Origin of the sequence: Streptomyces sp. 4F14 (assembly GCF_048159485.1) — a bacterium.
GTDB lineage: Bacteria > Actinomycetota > Actinomycetes > Streptomycetales > Streptomycetaceae > Streptomyces.
This window is the reverse complement of sequence record NZ_JBLRVY010000009.1, coordinates 225,350-240,430: the sequence shown is the minus strand read 5'-3', so window position 1 is coordinate 240,430 and position 15,081 is coordinate 225,350. Positions and strand designations below refer to the sequence as shown.

The 15,081-nt window shown below is 72.5% G+C and carries 13 protein-coding genes; 2 read left to right on the top strand and 11 right to left on the bottom strand.

All coding sequences use genetic code 11. The features are described 5' to 3' along the window. From ACLZOT_RS18105 to ACLZOT_RS18075, 7 genes are all read right to left on the bottom strand, one after another. Window positions 1-834 (bottom strand): sugar phosphate isomerase/epimerase family protein, encoded by an 834-nt coding sequence (locus tag ACLZOT_RS18105; protein WP_416969974.1) that lies wholly within the window; start codon window positions 832-834, stop codon window positions 1-3. A gap of 21 nt (window positions 835-855) precedes the next feature. Then, window positions 856-1,917, bottom strand: a complete 1,062-nt coding sequence (locus ACLZOT_RS18100; RefSeq protein ID WP_416969973.1) for an SCO3242 family prenyltransferase — start codon at window positions 1,915-1,917, stop codon at window positions 856-858. Between the two features lie 123 nt (window positions 1,918-2,040). Continuing rightward, a complete protein-coding gene (locus tag ACLZOT_RS18095) occupies window positions 2,041-3,453 on the bottom strand; it encodes a phytoene desaturase family protein (protein WP_416970069.1) in 1,413 nt (470 codons plus the stop codon). A 100-nt stretch (window positions 3,454-3,553) separates the two neighbouring features. Further along, on the bottom strand, window positions 3,554-4,417 hold the full coding sequence (locus tag ACLZOT_RS18090; RefSeq protein WP_416969972.1) for an inositol monophosphatase family protein: 864 nt from the start codon (window positions 4,415-4,417) through the stop codon (window positions 3,554-3,556). A gap of 88 nt (window positions 4,418-4,505) precedes the next feature. Then, window positions 4,506-6,281, bottom strand: a complete 1,776-nt coding sequence (locus tag ACLZOT_RS18085) for a gamma-glutamyltransferase family protein (protein WP_416970068.1) — start codon at window positions 6,279-6,281, stop codon at window positions 4,506-4,508. A gap of 85 nt (window positions 6,282-6,366) precedes the next feature. Then, a complete protein-coding gene (locus ACLZOT_RS18080) occupies window positions 6,367-6,678 on the bottom strand; it encodes an SCO4225 family membrane protein (RefSeq protein ID WP_416969971.1) in 312 nt (103 codons plus the stop codon). An 87-nt stretch (window positions 6,679-6,765) separates the two neighbouring features. Further along, window positions 6,766-7,851, bottom strand: a complete 1,086-nt coding sequence (locus ACLZOT_RS18075; protein WP_416969970.1) for a sensor histidine kinase — start codon at window positions 7,849-7,851, stop codon at window positions 6,766-6,768. A 166-nt stretch (window positions 7,852-8,017) separates the two neighbouring features. On the opposite strand from ACLZOT_RS18075, the gene ACLZOT_RS18070 reads away from it, so the two are divergent. Further along, complete coding sequence (locus ACLZOT_RS18070) at window positions 8,018-9,034, top strand: carboxymuconolactone decarboxylase family protein (protein ID WP_416969969.1); 1,017 nt, start codon at window positions 8,018-8,020, stop codon at window positions 9,032-9,034. Between the two features lie 153 nt (window positions 9,035-9,187). After that, window positions 9,188-9,859 carry a hypothetical protein gene (locus tag ACLZOT_RS18065; protein WP_416969968.1) on the top strand — a complete coding sequence of 224 codons (672 nt, stop codon included), beginning with the start codon at window positions 9,188-9,190 and terminating at the stop codon, window positions 9,857-9,859. Between the two features lie 49 nt (window positions 9,860-9,908). On the opposite strand, the gene ACLZOT_RS18060 is transcribed toward ACLZOT_RS18065, so the two are convergent. From ACLZOT_RS18060 to ACLZOT_RS18045, 4 genes are all read right to left on the bottom strand, one after another. Next, window positions 9,909-11,453 carry an NCS1 family nucleobase:cation symporter-1 gene (locus tag ACLZOT_RS18060; protein WP_416969967.1) on the bottom strand — a complete coding sequence of 515 codons (1,545 nt, stop codon included), beginning with the start codon at window positions 11,451-11,453 and terminating at the stop codon, window positions 9,909-9,911. 194 nt (window positions 11,454-11,647) lie between these two features. Continuing rightward, window positions 11,648-12,670, bottom strand: a complete 1,023-nt coding sequence (locus ACLZOT_RS18055) for a TIGR03842 family LLM class F420-dependent oxidoreductase (RefSeq protein WP_416969966.1) — start codon at window positions 12,668-12,670, stop codon at window positions 11,648-11,650. 11 nt (window positions 12,671-12,681) lie between these two features. Then, window positions 12,682-14,085, bottom strand: a complete 1,404-nt coding sequence (gene hydA, locus ACLZOT_RS18050; protein WP_416969965.1) for a dihydropyrimidinase — start codon at window positions 14,083-14,085, stop codon at window positions 12,682-12,684. A gap of 88 nt (window positions 14,086-14,173) precedes the next feature. Then, on the bottom strand, window positions 14,174-15,016 hold the full coding sequence (locus tag ACLZOT_RS18045; RefSeq protein ID WP_416969964.1) for a nitrilase-related carbon-nitrogen hydrolase: 843 nt from the start codon (window positions 15,014-15,016) through the stop codon (window positions 14,174-14,176). Window positions 15,017-15,081: the final 65 nt, after the last annotated feature.

Below are 15,081 nucleotides of genomic sequence, written 5' to 3'. Positions count from 1 at the left end.
TTACTGTGCCGCGCGCAGGAACTCCAGCGAGCGGCGGGCGAGTTCGGGGGCGTCGAGGGCGCCGCCCTGGATCTCGACGGAGACGAGGCCGGTGTGCCCGATCTCGCGCAGCGCGGCCAGCACGGGCGGGAAGTCGATCTCGCCGGTGCCGAGTTCGAGGTGCTGGTGGACACCGCGCCGCATGTCCTCGATCTGGACGTTCCGCAGCCGGTCGGCCGCCAGCCGTACGCAGTCCAGCAGGGGGACGTCCTCGACGCAGTGGGCGTGGCCGATGTCGAGGGTGATGCCGAACAGGTCGTGTCCGCCGGTGAGTTCGGCGAGGCGCAGACAGCGTTCGACGGTGTCGACGAACATGTACGGCTCGGGTTCGAAGGCGAGCGCGACGCCGTAGAACTCGGCGGTCTCCAGGACCCGTCCGACCCCGTCGGCGAGCCGCTTGAACGCGTCGGCCTCGGGGACGTCGTCCGGGGCGGGCCCGCTGCACAGGTGGACGGTGGGCGAGCCGAGTTCACCGGCGATCCGCACGGCCCGGCGCAGCAGGTCGACGCGCTGGTCGACACCGTCGCCCATGAGGGTGGGCTGATGCTTGCCGTAGGGGTCGAGGAGGTAGGGCGCACCGGTCTCGACGGTCACGCTCAGGCCGTACCGCTCCAACGTCCGCCGTACGTCCTCGACTTTGCGGGGGAGGTCGTCGGCGTACGGGTCGAGGTGGACGTGGTCGAGGGTGAGCGCCACGCCGTCGTAGCCGAGGTCGGCGAGGATACCGAGGACGTGGTCGAGCCGGTGGTGCGCGAATCCGTTGGTGCCGTAGCCGAACCTGAGGGGGGAGGCCATGCCTGGTTCCTCACACGGGAGTTAGGTGGGAGAGATGCGCCGGGCCAGTCGGCGGGCGAGGGGGTGCACGGCGCCGAGGAGCGCCGCCGCGCCGGGAGCGCCGGCCCGCGCGGTGAGCGCCGCCTGCAGGGGCACGAGCGCGGTGATCCCGGCCCCGACCGCCCCGCGTACGTTCTCCCCGGAGGGCGAGCGCACGGCTCTGGCCTGCGCGAGGCCGTAGGAGCCGAGGTAGGAGAGCACGGCGCCGCCGGCGACGAGCGCGGTGGCTGCGGTACGCCGGTCCGGGGACCGTCTGCCGAGCAGCGCGCCGGCGAGGGTGGCGACGCGGGCGCCGGCGGGCGTACCGTCCGGCCGGTCTGTCGAGGCCGTCGCTGAGCCGGCCGTGCCGGCCCCGCCCAGTCCTCGCGCCACCGGCCCCGCCGCCGAGGCCACCGCGGCCGCGGCGGACGCCACGAACGTGCGGGCCGGGACGCTCGCCGGGGCGCCCGCGATCTCGTGGCGGCTGAGGGCGGTGAGGGTGTAGGTGTGGGCGGCGACGAGGGTGGCCGGGACCGCGCCCCGGCGCAGGGCCGCCGCGCCGGCTCCGCGCGGGGCGACCGCGAGGGCGCCGGTGAGGACGTCGGCCGCGCGGGCGCCCGCCATGACGGCGGGGCCCGCCGGGGTGGCCTTGAGGCCGAGGTCGTAGGACCAGACGAGGGCGGCGAGGGGGAGCGCGCCGAGGAGTCCCCGGCGGCCTCCGGTCGCGGCGGCGAGGCCGAGGCTCGCGGCGGTCAGGCCGGTCGCGACGGCGAGGGCGGCGCGGCGGGGCACGCGTCCCGAGGGGATGGGCCGGTCGGGTCGCTCGACGGCGTCGACCGTGGCGTCCGCGTAGTCGTTGAGGGCCATGCCCGCCCAGTACATGCAGACGGAGGAGGCGGTGGCGCCGAGGACGCGCGGGTCCCAGGGGGTGCGGGCCGCCGCCGCCCCGGCGAGCACATCGCCCGGAACGCTCAGAGCCGCGGGCGCCCTGACGAGCCGTACGAGGTCGGAAATGTGCTTGTCAGAGGGAGGCTTGGAGCGGAATGTGAATTTCCGATCATCCATGCACGCACCTTACTCATAGTATTTTCACTTTCAAAAGTCTCCTGGTGTGCGTGGAGCAGTGGTGAAGCCAACACCGGAATTCCTTTGCGGAGTCCAGGGAGTTGGGGGTATGGACACCCGAACTCACCTTTGGCCACGCAACCTTCGCCATACCGCCTTCGCCGCGTTATGTCCCGACATGCCGTGCACTCCGGGGCCCGGTGGCGTCGCCGAGGAGCAGATGAAGATCGCCGGGTGCGGGGTGGTGTACGGCGACAGCGACAGCTTGGGACGGAGCATGACCTGAAGGCCCGCGAAGGCGCCGGTGCCGATGTCGCCGCCCACGTAGTTCGCGTTGCGGACGGCGAGCTGGGGCGGCCCGAACGTCGCGCGCGCGAGGACGCGGTCGCGGAACCCCGGGGCGAACCGCTCCAGCTGGCGTTCGATCGGGTCCGTGAGGTCGCCGGTCCAGCCGCTCGGGACGTGTCCGTACGCCCAGAAGACCTGCTTGCCCTCGGGCGCGCGCGTGGGGTCGACGATGCTCGGCTGGACGGTGATCATGAACGGCCGGTCGGGGGCGCGGTTCTCCCGGGAGGCGGCCCTCAGGGCGGCGCCGATCTCCGCGCTGTCCGCCCCGATCTGCACGGTCGTCGCCGAGCGGGGTTCGTGCGCGGTCCACGGGACCGGTCCGTCGAGCGCGTAGTCGACCTTGAACACGCCCGCGCCGTACCGGTAGTTGTCGTAGTAGCCGCCGAAGCCCGCGATGCGCGCGAGGGCGGTCGGCGAGGTGTCGAAGACGTACGCGCGCGCCGGCGGGAGGTCGTCGAGGCGCTTGACCTCGTAGTCCGTGTGGATCTCGCCGCCGAGGTCCTTGAGGTAGCCGGCCAGCGCGTCGGAGATCGCCTGGGAACCGCCGCGGGCCACCGGCCAGCCGCGCGCGTGCGCGGCCAGCGCGAAGATGAGGCCGATGGCGCCGGTGGCGAACCCGGTGAGCGGGGCCATCACGTGGGCGACGAGGCCCGCGAAGACGGTCTTCGCGGGCTCGTCCCGGAAGCGGCGGGTCAGCCACGTCGACGGGGGCAGTCCGGTCAGGCCGAAGCGGGCCAGGGTGACCGGGTCGCGGGGCAGCGCGGTCAGCGGCAGCGACATGAAGTCCCGTACCAGCGTGTCCCAGTGGGGCAGGAACGGCTCGACGAGGCGGCGGTACGCGCCCGCGTCGCGCGGGCCGAAGGAGGCGGCCGTCTCGGCGACGGAGCGCGCCAGGACCGCCGCCGAGCCGTCCGGGAACGGGTGCGCCATCGGCAGCTGCGAGTGCAGCCACTCAAGGCCGTACCGCTCCAGCGGCAGGGCCCGGAAGGCCGGTGAGCTGATCCCGAGGGGGTGCGCCGCCGAGCACGGGTCGTGCAGGAAGCCCGGGAGCGTCAGCTCCTCGGTCCGGGCGCCCCCGCCGACGGTGTCCTTCGCCTCGAACAGCGCCACCGAGAAACCCCGCCGCGCCAACTCCACGGCGGCGGTCAGTCCGTTCGGCCCCGCCCCCACCACCACCGCATCGAACACCGCCGCCACTTCGGACCCCTTCGTCAGCCGTCCGGCCACCTGGGGCCAGGATATGCCGGGGGTACGACAACGGGTCCGGGACGGGGTCGGGGACGTCGGCTCACGCCCCCTGCGCCGGTCCTCCCCCGCCCGTGAGCGCCCCGATCACCTTCCGCGCGGTCTGCGCGTCCCGCGCCGTCGTGAACGGCAGGGCGTTGCCCCCGGTGATGCGGAACGGCTCGCCGGTGAGCGTCAGATGCGCGCCGCCCGCCTCCTCGACGAGGAGGATCCCGGCGGCGTGGTCCCAGGCGGCCTCCCAGGAGAACGCGGTGGCGTCGGACTCGCCCCGCGCGATGGCGAGGTACTCCAGTCCGGCGGCCCCGCACGCGCGCGGGTCGATGCCGTCGGTCCACAGGTTGCGCAGGACGGCCTTCTGGTCGTCGTCGGTGTAGTCGGGGTGGGAGCAGGCGACGCGCAGGTCGGCGCCGGGGGCCGGGCGGCCGGCGTGCAGGCGCTCGCCGTCGAGGTACGCGCCGCCGCCGCGCACGGCCGTGGCGAGCTGATCGAGGGCGGGGGCGTACGTCCAGGACGCCAGGAGGACGCCGCGCCGGGCGAGCGCGATCAGCGTGCAGAAGCCCTCCTCGCCGCGCACGAACGGGCGGGTGCCGTCGACGGGGTCGACGATCCACACCGGGGCGTCGCCCCGTATCGCCCCGTACACCGCCGGGTCCGCGTGGACCGCCTCCTCGCCCACGACGACCGAGCCCGGCAGGAGCCGGCCGAGGACGTCGGTGAGGTACTTCTCCGCGAGCCGGTCCGCGTCGGTCACCAGGTCGTGCGGGCCCGCCTTCTCGTCCACGTCGCCGGCGCCGAGCTGCCGGAAGCGGGGCATGATCTCGGTTGCGGCGGCCGTACGGACCGCCTCCTCCACGTCTGCCGCGCGCTTGGCGAGAAACTCCTCGATGGTTTCCATGTCTTCGGTCATGCCCTCCATGAGAGCACGCCCCGCTGACAATCCCCGCCCGTCCGATGCACTCCGGGTTGAATCGGGGTGAAAAGGCGGTTCGCGCCGGTCAGCGGCCGACGGCGTACCCCTGCATGCCGCGCGGGTTCGCCGCCGCCGACAGCACTCCGGTGTGCGGGTCGCGCGCCACGGCGCACAGCCGCCCCTCGGACCAGGGCCCGCCCACGGTCACGCCGTGCCCGCGCCGCCGCAGCTCCTCGACGACGTCGGCCGGCATCCGCTCCTCCACGGTGACGCTGCCGGGGCGTGTCCCGCGCGGGTAGAACGAGCTGGGGAAGGAGTCGTTGTGCCAGTTCGGGGCGTCGATCGCGCCCTGGAGGTCGAGTCCGCCCCGCGTGTGCGCGCGGAGGGCGACGGCGAGGAAGAAGTGGACCTGCCACTGGTCCTGCTGGTCCCCGCCGGGCGTGCCGAACGCGAGCACCGGGACGCCGTCGCGCAGCGCGAGGGACGGCGACAGGGTCGTACGGGGGCGCCGTCCGGGCGTGAGGGAGTCCGTCAGTCCGTCTTCCAGGCGCGTCATCTGCAAGCGCGTGCCCAGGGGGAAGCCGAGTTCCGGTACGACCGGGTTGGACTGGAGCCAGCCGCCGCTGGGGGTGGCCGCGATCATGTTGCCCCACCGGTCGACGACGTCGAGGTGGCAGGTGTCGCCCCGGGTGGTGCCGTCGGTGGCGACGGTGGGCTCCCCCACGCCGGGCGCCCCGGAACCGACGTCCACGCGCGCGTGCGCGCCGATGCGGGGTTCGCGTCCCCCGGGCCCGCCGGGCCTCAGCTCGTACGACGCCTTGTCGCCGATCAGCTCGCGCCGTCCGGTGTTGTACGTCCGCGAGAGCAGGTCGGCGAGGGGCACCTCGCGCGCGTCCCCGTACCACGCCTCCCGGTCGGCCATGGCGAGCTTGCAGCCCTCGATCAGCAGGTGGACGTAGTCGGCGCTCCCGTGGGGCGGCAGGTCGGGCGGGAGCAGGGCGAGCTGCTGGAGGAAGGCGGGGCCCTGGCTCCAGGGGCCCGGCTTGCAGACGGTCCAGCCGTTCCAGTCGTACGTCGCGGGCGCCTCGTAGGTCGCCCGCCAGGCGGCGAGGTCGGCGGCCGTGAGGGTGCCGGTGTGGTGCTCGCCGGTGGCGTCGAGGGTGGGGCGCGCGGACTGGCGGACCAGGGCCTCGGCGATGAACCCGGTGCGCCACACGTCCCGCGCGGCGTCGATCTGCGCCGCCCGGTCGGCCGTGCCGCTCACCTCGTCGAGGAGGCGGCGCCAGGTCGCGGCGAGGGCGGGGTTGCGCAGCAGGGCGCCGGGGCGGGGCGGGTGGCCGTCCGGGAGGTAGACCGCCGCCGAGGACGTCCACTCGGTCTCGAAGAGGCGCCGTACGGTCTCCACGGTCGCGGTGACGTTCTCCACGGGCGCGTGCCCGTGCTCCGCGTAGCCGACGGCGTACTTCAGGACGTCCGCGAGGCGTTTGGTGCCGTGGTCGCGCAGGAGGAGCAGCCAGGCGTCGAACGCGCCCGGTACGGCGGCGGCGAGGGGGCCGGTGCCGGGGACGAGGTCCAGGCCGAGCGAGCGGTAGTGCGCGACCGTCGCGCCCGCGGGGGCGACGCCCTGGCCGCACAGGACGCGCACCTCGCCGCCCGCGGGGGCCAGCAGGATCGGCACCTCGCCGGCGGGCCCGTTGAGGTGCGGCTCGACGACGTGCAGCACGAACGCGCCGGCCACGGCAGCGTCGTAGGCGTTCCCGCCGTCCTCCAGGACCGCCATCGCCGACTGCGAGGCGAGCCAGTGCGTCGAGGACACCATGCCGAAGGTGCCCTGGAGTGTCGGCCGGGTGGTGAACTGCATCGCGCGCCCCTCGCTGGTCGCCGGGCGGTCGCCCCTGATCATCGGTACGACCATCAGACTTCCCTGCCCGCGCGGGCGCACACCCTCAGCGCCCGGCGACGGCCACCCGCCCGCGCGTGGCCGCCCGGTACAGCGCCCCGATCACGCCGGCCTGCACGACGGCCCCCACCACGACCCCGGCGGCCACCAGCGGCTCGGGCAGCATCAGGAAGATCCACGACACCGGCCCGGTCACGACGAACGCCCACACCCCCGCGAAGCTCGCGTCCTCGTGCTCGACGAACAGCGTGTCCACGGCGACCCACCCGAGGACGGCGAGCACCAGCGCGAGATACCCCAGCGCGGCCGGGTTCACGAACCACTGCCGGACTCGGGCCATCATCTGCGAGCGGTCCATCACAAACCTCCACGGTGTCTTCGCGACCGTCCCTCTGCCTGCCTCCAGCTTCCCGGAGGCGGCGCGCGGGGGCCTGAGTACGGATACTCAGCCTCCGTCCCCCAAGGGCAGTTCCGCGCGCACCGAGAACCCGCCCTCCGCACGCGGGGCGGCGTCCAGGGTGCCGCACAGGGCGGCGACCCGCTCCCGCATGCCGGTGAGTCCCGTGCCGGGGCGCAGGGGGCGGGAGGGGTGGGCGAGGCCGTCGTCGTCCACACGTATCACCAGGGCCCGTTCGCCGTAGTCGAGGCGGACCTGCACGGTGGCCCGGCCGGCGTGGCGGGCGGCGTTGGTGAGGGCCTCCTGGACGATGCGGTAGGCGGCGCGTTCGACGGGGACGGCGAGGGCGCGTTCCTCGCCGGTGACCGTGAGGAGTGTGGCGAGGCCCGCCGCGCGGGCGCGTTCGACGAGGAGGGCCGGTGTTCCGGTGGGCGCGTCGGTGCGCAGGACGTCGAGGGTGGCGCGCAGTTCGCGCATGGCCTCGCCGCTGGCCTCCTGGATGGCGACGAGGACGGGCGGGACCTCTTCGCCGCGCTTGCGCGCGAGGTGCGCGGCGATGCCCGACTGGAGTTTGACGACGGAGATGCTGTGGGTCAGCGAGTCGTGCAGCTCGCGCGCGATGCGCAGCCGTTCCTCCCCGGCCCGGCGCAGCGCGGCTTCCTCGCGGGTGCGTTCGGCGTCCAGCGCGCGCTGCTCGGTCTGGCGCAGGTACGCCTGCCGGTGGCGGTCGGCGAGCCCGCTCACGGCCGCGCACAGCACCCATCCGGCGAGCAGGACGGCCGCGGCGGGCCGATGCAGCGCGTACCCGCCGAGGAACACCGCGCCCGCCCCGAGCGCGAGCCGGCGGTGCCCGGCGCGCGCGGCGGTGTGCACGGCGCCGACGACGGGCAGGGCCGCCCAGGGGCCGGGGTCGGCGCGCAGGACGTACGCCGTGCCGGTGACCGTCGCGACGGCGAGCACCGCGCGCGGGGCGCACCGGTGGGCGGCGAGGGCGAGGGAACCGGCGAGGACCAGCAGGAGGTCCACGGCCCGTGTGTCCGCGTCGAGGGCGGCCGCGCTCACCGAGATCGCGCCGATCACGGCTGCGATCGCCGCGTCGGCGAGCCGCGTCCGCACGTCCGTTCGCCCGTCCATGCCCGCACCCTAGACCCCGGCACCGACATCGGCGTCAGACCTGTGGACGGCTCACGCACTACTCCCGTCGCAGTATCCGGGCCGGGCGGCACCTGCCGGGGGCGTGCGCCGCAACCGCTACGCCGGGACGACGCTTTCGCACGCCTCCGCCGCCAGGCTGGCGTCCATGTCCACACCCTTCCGCCACACCGTTCCGCCGTCGCCGAAGAAGGCCGAGGGCCGGGTCGCCGAGGCGTACGCGCAGATCGCGCACGACTTCGGGACCGCCGCCCCGCCCACCTTCGTGGTCCTGTCGTCCGCGCCCGAACTCATGCTGTCCGCCTGGGCGTTGCTGCGGGAGTCGCTGATCGCGGGCCCGGGCGACCGTACCGGCAAGGAGGTCGCCGCGTTCGGGGTGTCGCTCGCCAACAGGTGCCCGTTCTGCGTGTCCGCGCACACGGTCCTGCTGCACGCAACGGGCGACCACGCCCTGGCCGAGCGCCTCGCGCGGGGCGAGCGCCCCGAGGACGAGGGGCACGCGCGCGTGCTCGACTGGGCGGCCCGCACGCGCGTGCCGGGCGCCGGTCCCGAACCGCTGCCCTTCGCGCGCGCGGAGCTGCCCGGCTACCTCGGCACCGCCCTGGCCTTCCATTTCGTGAACCGTTTCGCCTCGGCGCTCCTGACCGACGACCTCCTCCCGGCGGGCGCCCAGCGCCTGCGCCCGGTGCGCTCCCTCACGGGCCGCTCCCTGGCCCGCGCGGTCCGCCGCACGGCCGTCCCGGGCGCCTCCCTGCCGCTCCTGGAGGCACCCGGCGAGGGACTCCGCGAGGGCCCCGCGTGGGCGGCGGGCACGGCGGTGGGTCCGGCGTACGACGCGCTGCGCACGGCCGCGCTGGAGGGCGGCGTACTCCTCGGGGAGGACGAGCGGCGTCTCGTACAGGAGGGGGTCGCGGCCTGGGAGGGCGCGCATCCCCCCGTCATACTCCGGGGCTACCCGCACCGGCGTGAGCTGCCCGGCGCGCGCCTGGCGCTGCTGGCCGCGCTGGCGCCGTACCGGATCACCGGGGACGATGTCGCGGCCTGGCGCGGGGAGGGGCGTACGGACGGGCAGCTGGTGCGTCTCGTGGCGTACGGGGCGTTCCTCGCGGTGGAGCGGATCGAGGCCGCTCTGCATTTTTCACCGCATCCCGCGCGGCACATTTAGGGACGTTCGCCTCGTCAACGCGGGGCCGCTGTCACCACTCAGGTACGCAGCGAGTTCACGCTTCCGCACCACAGTGAGTCGTGTGACACTGGCGTCCCGTCGTCCGCGGTGCGGACTGGTCTCCGCGCCCTCCCCCACAAAAGAAGTGCGCCTGTGCGTTCTCTTCCTCTGCCGCTCGCCCTCGCGGCGCGTCTGTCCCCGGTGGTCGTGCTCGCCTGCGCGGGTTGGGCCCTGTCGTCGTCCCCCGCGTCCCCCGAGGACGCGGCCTCCCCGGACGACACCGGCCGGCAGACCCAGTCGGACACGGGGGACGCGCCGTCCTCCCCGGCCGCGACGAAGGCGTACGCCGCCGCGCCCGCGCCGTGCGGCAGCGTCTCCGCGAAGACGGTCACCTCTCTGGTGCCGGGCGCGAAGACGGCGGGCAAGGAGATCCCGTCCACGGACACGAAGATCCGCCGGACCTGCTCGTGGAACGCGCTCAAGGGGTTCGACTACCGCTGGCTGGACGTGTCCTTCGAGATCATGGACACCGAGGACGCGGCGCTCAAGTCGTACAAGGCGCGGGTCGGCGAGAAGAGCGGCGGCGGGCCGGTGCCGGGGCTCGGCCAGGAGGCGTACTCGGTCGTCAACCTCACGACCGAGGACAAGCAGCAGACCCGGGAGGGCGTGGTGTTCGCCCGGGTGTCCAACGCGATCGTCATCGTGACGTACAACGGCAGCGACTTCGAGACGAAGAAGGCGCCGGACACGAGCACGATCAACACGGGGGCGATCAAGGCGGCCAAGGAGGCGATGGGGGCGTTGCAGGGGAGCGCGGCGGGGTGACAGGGGTGTGGGGTACGGCGGGGTGAGGGGTATCACCCCGCCCGTGACCTCAGACGGCGGCCTTCTCCGTCTCGTCCTCCTTGTCCTTCCCGCGTAGCACCATCAACCCCAGGTACAACACCATCGACGTGCCCAGGCCCACCGCCCAGCCGTAGTCCGCGAGGGACCTCAGCGCCGGGATCGGGCGGCCGTCGATGATCGGCTTGAAGCTCGCGCCGCCCACCGCGAGGACGCCGCCGACGAGGAACGCGACGACGGCACGCCAGTTCCAGCCGTTCTCGTACCAGTAGCGGCCGCCCGTGCGGTACAGGTCAACGAGGTCGAGCTTGCCCCGGCGCAGGATCCAGTAGTCGGCGATGAGGATGCCGGCGACGGTGCCGAGGAGGCCGCCGACCAGGCCGAGCCAGGTGAAGATGTAGCCCTGCGGGTCGGAGTACAGCTTCCAGGGGAAGATCAGCACGCCGAGGACGCAGGTCGCGAGGGCGCCGGTGCGGAAACTGATCTTGCGGGGCGCGATGTTGGAGAAGTCGAACGCCGGGGAGACCAGGTTCGCGGCGATGTTGACGGAGAGCGTCGCCACCAGGACCGTCACCAGCGCGAACAGCAGCCCGAAGACGTTGTCGGTCTTCGCGGCGAGCTGGACCGGGTCCCAGATCGTCTCGCCGTACACGGCCTGCGAGCCGGAGGTGACCATCACGGACAGCAGCGCGAACAGCGTCATCGTGGTCGGCAGGCCGAGCGCCTGTCCCCAGGTCTGCGCCTTCTGCGACTTGCCGTAGCGGGTGAAGTCGGGGATGTTCAGCGACAGCGTCGACCAGAAGCCGATCATGCCCATCAGGGAGGGCCAGAACAGCTTCCAGAAGTCGCCGCCCCAGCCGAGCTTGGACGGCTGGTCGAGCAACGGGCCGAATCCGCCTGCCTTGTTGCTCATCCAGATCAGCATGACGACCGCGCCGACGAGGACGAACGGCGCGGCCCAGTTCTCGAACCGGCGGATCGTCTCCATCCCCCGGTAGATGATGGCCACTTGGATCGCCCAGAAGATCGCGAACGACAGCCACATCGTCCACGCGTACCCGCCGATCTGCCCGGCGTCGCTCCACCCGGAGCCGATCAGCTTCCCGGCGAGGAAGTAGATCGCCTCGCCGCCGATCCAGGTCTGGATCCCGAACCAGCCGCACGCCACCAACGCCCGTACGACAGCGGGGAGGTTGGCGCCCCGGATACCGAACGAGGCACGCGCGAACACGGGGAACGGGATGCCGTACTTGGGCCCGGCGTGCCCGGTCAGCAGCATCGGCACCAGCACGATGACGTTCGCCAGCGCGATGGTGAACACCGCCTGCTTCCAGTCCATGCCGACGGCGATGAGACCCGAAGCGAGCGTCCAGGACGCGGTGTTGTGAGCCATGCCGACCCACAGCGCGGAGAAGTTGTACGTCGTCCAGGTGCGCTTCTCGACGGGGACGGGGAGCAGGTCCTCGTTGGCGTAGGGGCCGCTGGGCTGCGGGGCGCCGGGGGCGATCTCCACCCGGCCGTCGGCGAGGGTGACTTGGGAGGGCGGGGGCAGCGCGGTGGGCGCGGTGTCGGTCATGGGCTTGGCCAATCGGGGAGAGGGGAGGGGAGAGAGGCCGTGCGGGCGAATCCTCGGGAGTGCGCGTGGGGACGCGGGGTGCGCGTGGGGGTTGGGGGGTGCGAAGGGTGCGCTGAGGGGTGCGCGTGGGGGTGCGCCCTGTCCCTCCCCCGGTGCGAGGCCGGGAGAGGGAAGTCCAAGTGACCTGGTGTCGCTCAGCCGTTGACGGCCGGGATCACCGTCGTGCCGTACGCGTCGATGACGGCTTCCTGTGCGTCGTGCATGTCGTAGATCGCGAACTGGTCGACGCCGAGGGCCCGGAGGGCTTCGAGCTTCTCGACGTGCTGCTCGGGGGTGCCGATGACGCAGAAGCGGTCGACGATCTCGTCCGGGACGAACTGGGTGTCGGGGTTGCCGCTGCGGCCGTGGTGGGAGTAGTCGTAGCCCTGGCGGGCCTTGATGTACTCGGTGAGTTCCTCGGGGACCTGGGCGGAGTGCTCGCCGTACTTGGAGACGAGGTCGGCGACGTGGTTGCCGACCATCCCGCCGAACCAGCGGCACTGTTCGCGGGCGTGGGCGAGGGCTTCGGGCGAGTCGTCGGCGGTGACGTAGGCGGGTGCGGCGACGCAGATCTTGACGTCGCCGGGGTCGCGTCCGGCGGCGACGGCCGCGTCCTTGACGGCCTTCACCATGTACTCGGTGAGGTAGAGGTCGGCGAGCTGGAGGATGAACCCGTCGGCCTCCTCGCCGGTCATCTTGAGGGCCTTGGGCCCGTACGCGGCCATCCAGACGGGGAGTTGGGCGCCCTCCTTGATCCAGGGGAACTTGACGACCGTACCGCCGCCGAGGTCGGCCTCCTGGCCGGAGCCGAGCGCGCGGATGACCTTCATCGCGTCGCTGATCCGGGCCAGGGTGTTGGGAGTCCGCCCGGCGACGCGCATCGCGGAGTCGCCGCGTCCGATGCCGCAGACCGTGCGGTTGCCGAACATGTCGTTGAGGGTGGCGAAGGTGGAGGCGGTGACCTCCCAGGTACGGGTGCCGGGGTTGGTGACCATCGGCCCGACCGTCAACTTCGATGTCTGGGACAGGATCTGACTGTAGATCACGAACGGTTCCTGCCACAGCACGGCGGAGTCGAAGGTCCAGCCGTACGTGAAGCCGTTCTCCTCGGCCCGCTTCATCAGCTCGACGACACGCGAGGCCGGCGGGTCGGTCTGGAGGACAAGTCCGAAGTCCATTGCGCCACTCCCTAGATGAGGTACTGACAGGTGGAGCGCGGGGTGTAGGCGCCGTGTCCGGCGCGTCCGGTGAACTCCCGCTCGGTGATGACGAGTTCGCCGCGCGAGAGCACGGTCTCGACGCGTCCGGTGAGCCGCTTGCCCTCGTACGCCGAGTAGTCGACGTTCATGTGGTGGGTCTCGGCGGAGACGATCTGTTCGGCGTGCGGGTCGTAGATGACGACGTCAGCGTCGGCGCCGGGGGCGATGGTGCCCTTCTTCGGGTAGAGGCCGAACATGCGGGCCGGGGTGGCGCAGGCGATCTCGATCCAGCGGCGGCGCGAGATGTGGCCGTCGACAACTGCCTGGTGCAGCAGGTCCATTCGGTTCTCGACGCCCGGGAGGCCGTTGGGGATCTTCGAGAAGTCCCCGCGCCCCAGCTCTTTTTGGCCCGTGAAGCAGAACGGGCAGTGGTCGGTGGAGACGACCTGGAGGTCGTTGGTGCGCAGCCCCTGCCACAGCTTCGCCTGGTGCTCGCGGGGCCGAAGTGGCGTGCTGCACACGTACTTCGCGCCCTCGAAGTCCGGTTCGGCGAGGTTGTCGGTCGACAGGAACAGGTACTGCGGGCAGGTCTCGCCGAAGACGTTGAGGCCCTCGTCGCGCGCCCGCGCCAGCTCGGCCACTGCCTCCATGGCCGAGACGTGCACGACGTACAGCGGGGCTCCGGCGACCTGCGCGAGCCTGATCGCGCGGTGGGTGGCCTCGGCTTCGAGGAGCGCCTTGCGGACCTCGCCGTGGTAGCGGGGGTCCGTCTCGCCGCGTTCCAGGGCCTGTTGGACGAGGACGTCGATGGCGATGCCGTTCTCGGCGTGCATCATGATCAGCCCGCCGTTCTCGGCGGAGCGCTGCATGGCGCGCAGGATCTGGCCGTCGTCGCTGTAGAAGACGCCGGGGTAGGCCATGAACTGTTTGAAGGAGGTGACGCCTTCCTCGACGAGGAGGTCCATCTCCTTGAGCGTCTCGTCGTGGACGTCGGAGACGATCATGTGGAAGGCGTAGTCGATCGCGCAGTTGCCCTCGGCCTTGGCGTGCCAGGCGTCGAGGCCCTCGCGCAGGGTGTGGCCGACGCTCTGCACGGCGAAGTCGATGATCGTGGTCGTGCCGCCCCAGGCGGCGGCGCGGGTGCCGGTCTCGAAGGTGTCGGAGGCGAAGGTGCCGCCGAACGGCAGCTCCATGTGGGTGTGGGCGTCGACTCCCCCTGGGATGACGTACTTTCCGGTCGCGTCGAGGACCCGCTCGGCCGTCCACGCCTCGGCCGACGGGGTGCCGGTGGCGGCGAGGGCGGCGATCCGGCCGTCCTCGATCAGGACGTCGGCGTGGATCTCGTCGGACGCGGTGACGACGAGACCTCCGCGGATGACGGTACGGCTGCTCATGGCTCCCAACTCCTGTCTCACAAACGGTGTCTGGACGTCTCGCGCGCGGGCCCGGCCCCCGTGGCGCCGGGTCCGCGCGCGGCGCCGGTCAGGGAGCGGTCAGCGGGCCGTACGCGTCGGTGCGGCGGTCGCGGTAGAACTGCCAGCGGTCGCGGACCTCGCGCAGCTTGGCCAGGTCGAGGTCGCGGACGACGAGTTCGGACTCCTTGTCGCTGGCGACCTCTCCGACGAACTGGGCCTCCGGGTCCACGAAGTAGGAGGTGCCGTAGAAGTCGTTGTCGCCCAGCTCCTCGACACCGACGCGGTTGATCGCGCCGACGAAGTACTCGTTGGCGACGGCCGCCGCCGGCTGCTCCAACTGCCACAGGTACGCGGAGAGTCCGCGCGAGGTCGCCGACGGGTTGAAGACGATCTCGGCGCCCGCGAGCCCCAACGCCCGCCAGCCTTCCGGGAAGTGGCGGTCGTAGCAGATGTAGACGCCGATCTTCCCGGCCTTGGTGTCGAAGACCGGCCAGCCCGCGTTGCCGGGGCGGAAGTAGAACTTCTCCCAGAATCCCTTGACTTGGGGGATGTGGTGCTTGCGGTACTTGCCGAGGTACGAGCCGTCCGCGTCGATGACGGCGGCGGTGTTGTAGAGGACGCCGGGCTGTTCCTCCTCGTACATCGGCAGTACGAGGACGATGCCGTGCTCCTTGGCGAGTGCCTGGAACCGCTTGACGATCGGCCCGTCGGGGATCTGCTCGGCGTACTCGTAGAACGCCGGGTCCTGGACCTGGCAGAAGTACGGCCCGTAGAACAGCTCCTGGAAGCACAGGACTTGGGCGCCCTGGGCGGCGGCGTCGCGCACCGCCTGCTCGTGCACCTGGATCATCGACTCCTTGTCGCCGGTCCAGGCGGTCTGGAAGATCGCGGCACGGATCACTCTGCTCATCGGGACCTCCGGTCGCTCGGTGTGCTGGGGCGGGCGCCGGAAGTTCCGTCATCCGCCCGAAGGGC

Excerpts from the sequence above, each read along its gene's own strand:
- ACLZOT_RS18055 (WP_416969966.1), bottom strand. The coding sequence starts at position 12,670 with ATGGACTTCGGACTTGTCCTCCAGACCGACCCGCCGGCCTCGCGTGTC.
- ACLZOT_RS18045 (WP_416969964.1), bottom strand. The coding sequence starts at position 15,016 with ATGAGCAGAGTGATCCGTGCCGCGATCTTCCAGACCGCCTGGACCGGC.
- ACLZOT_RS18105 (WP_416969974.1), bottom strand. The coding sequence starts at position 834 with ATGGCCTCCCCCCTCAGGTTCGGCTACGGCACCAACGGATTCGCGCAC.
- ACLZOT_RS18080 (WP_416969971.1), bottom strand. The coding sequence starts at position 6,678 with ATGGACCGCTCGCAGATGATGGCCCGAGTCCGGCAGTGGTTCGTGAAC.
- ACLZOT_RS18090 (WP_416969972.1), bottom strand. The coding sequence starts at position 4,417 with ATGACCGAAGACATGGAAACCATCGAGGAGTTTCTCGCCAAGCGCGCG.
- hydA (WP_416969965.1), bottom strand. The coding sequence starts at position 14,085 with ATGAGCAGCCGTACCGTCATCCGCGGAGGTCTCGTCGTCACCGCGTCC.
- ACLZOT_RS18100 (WP_416969973.1), bottom strand. The coding sequence starts at position 1,917 with ATGGATGATCGGAAATTCACATTCCGCTCCAAGCCTCCCTCTGACAAG.
- ACLZOT_RS18070 (WP_416969969.1), top strand. The coding sequence starts at position 8,018 with ATGTCCACACCCTTCCGCCACACCGTTCCGCCGTCGCCGAAGAAGGCC.
- ACLZOT_RS18085 (WP_416970068.1), bottom strand. The coding sequence starts at position 6,281 with ATGCAGTTCACCACCCGGCCGACACTCCAGGGCACCTTCGGCATGGTG.
- ACLZOT_RS18060 (WP_416969967.1), bottom strand. The coding sequence starts at position 11,453 with ATGACCGACACCGCGCCCACCGCGCTGCCCCCGCCCTCCCAAGTCACC.
- ACLZOT_RS18075 (WP_416969970.1), bottom strand. The coding sequence starts at position 7,851 with ATGGACGGGCGAACGGACGTGCGGACGCGGCTCGCCGACGCGGCGATC.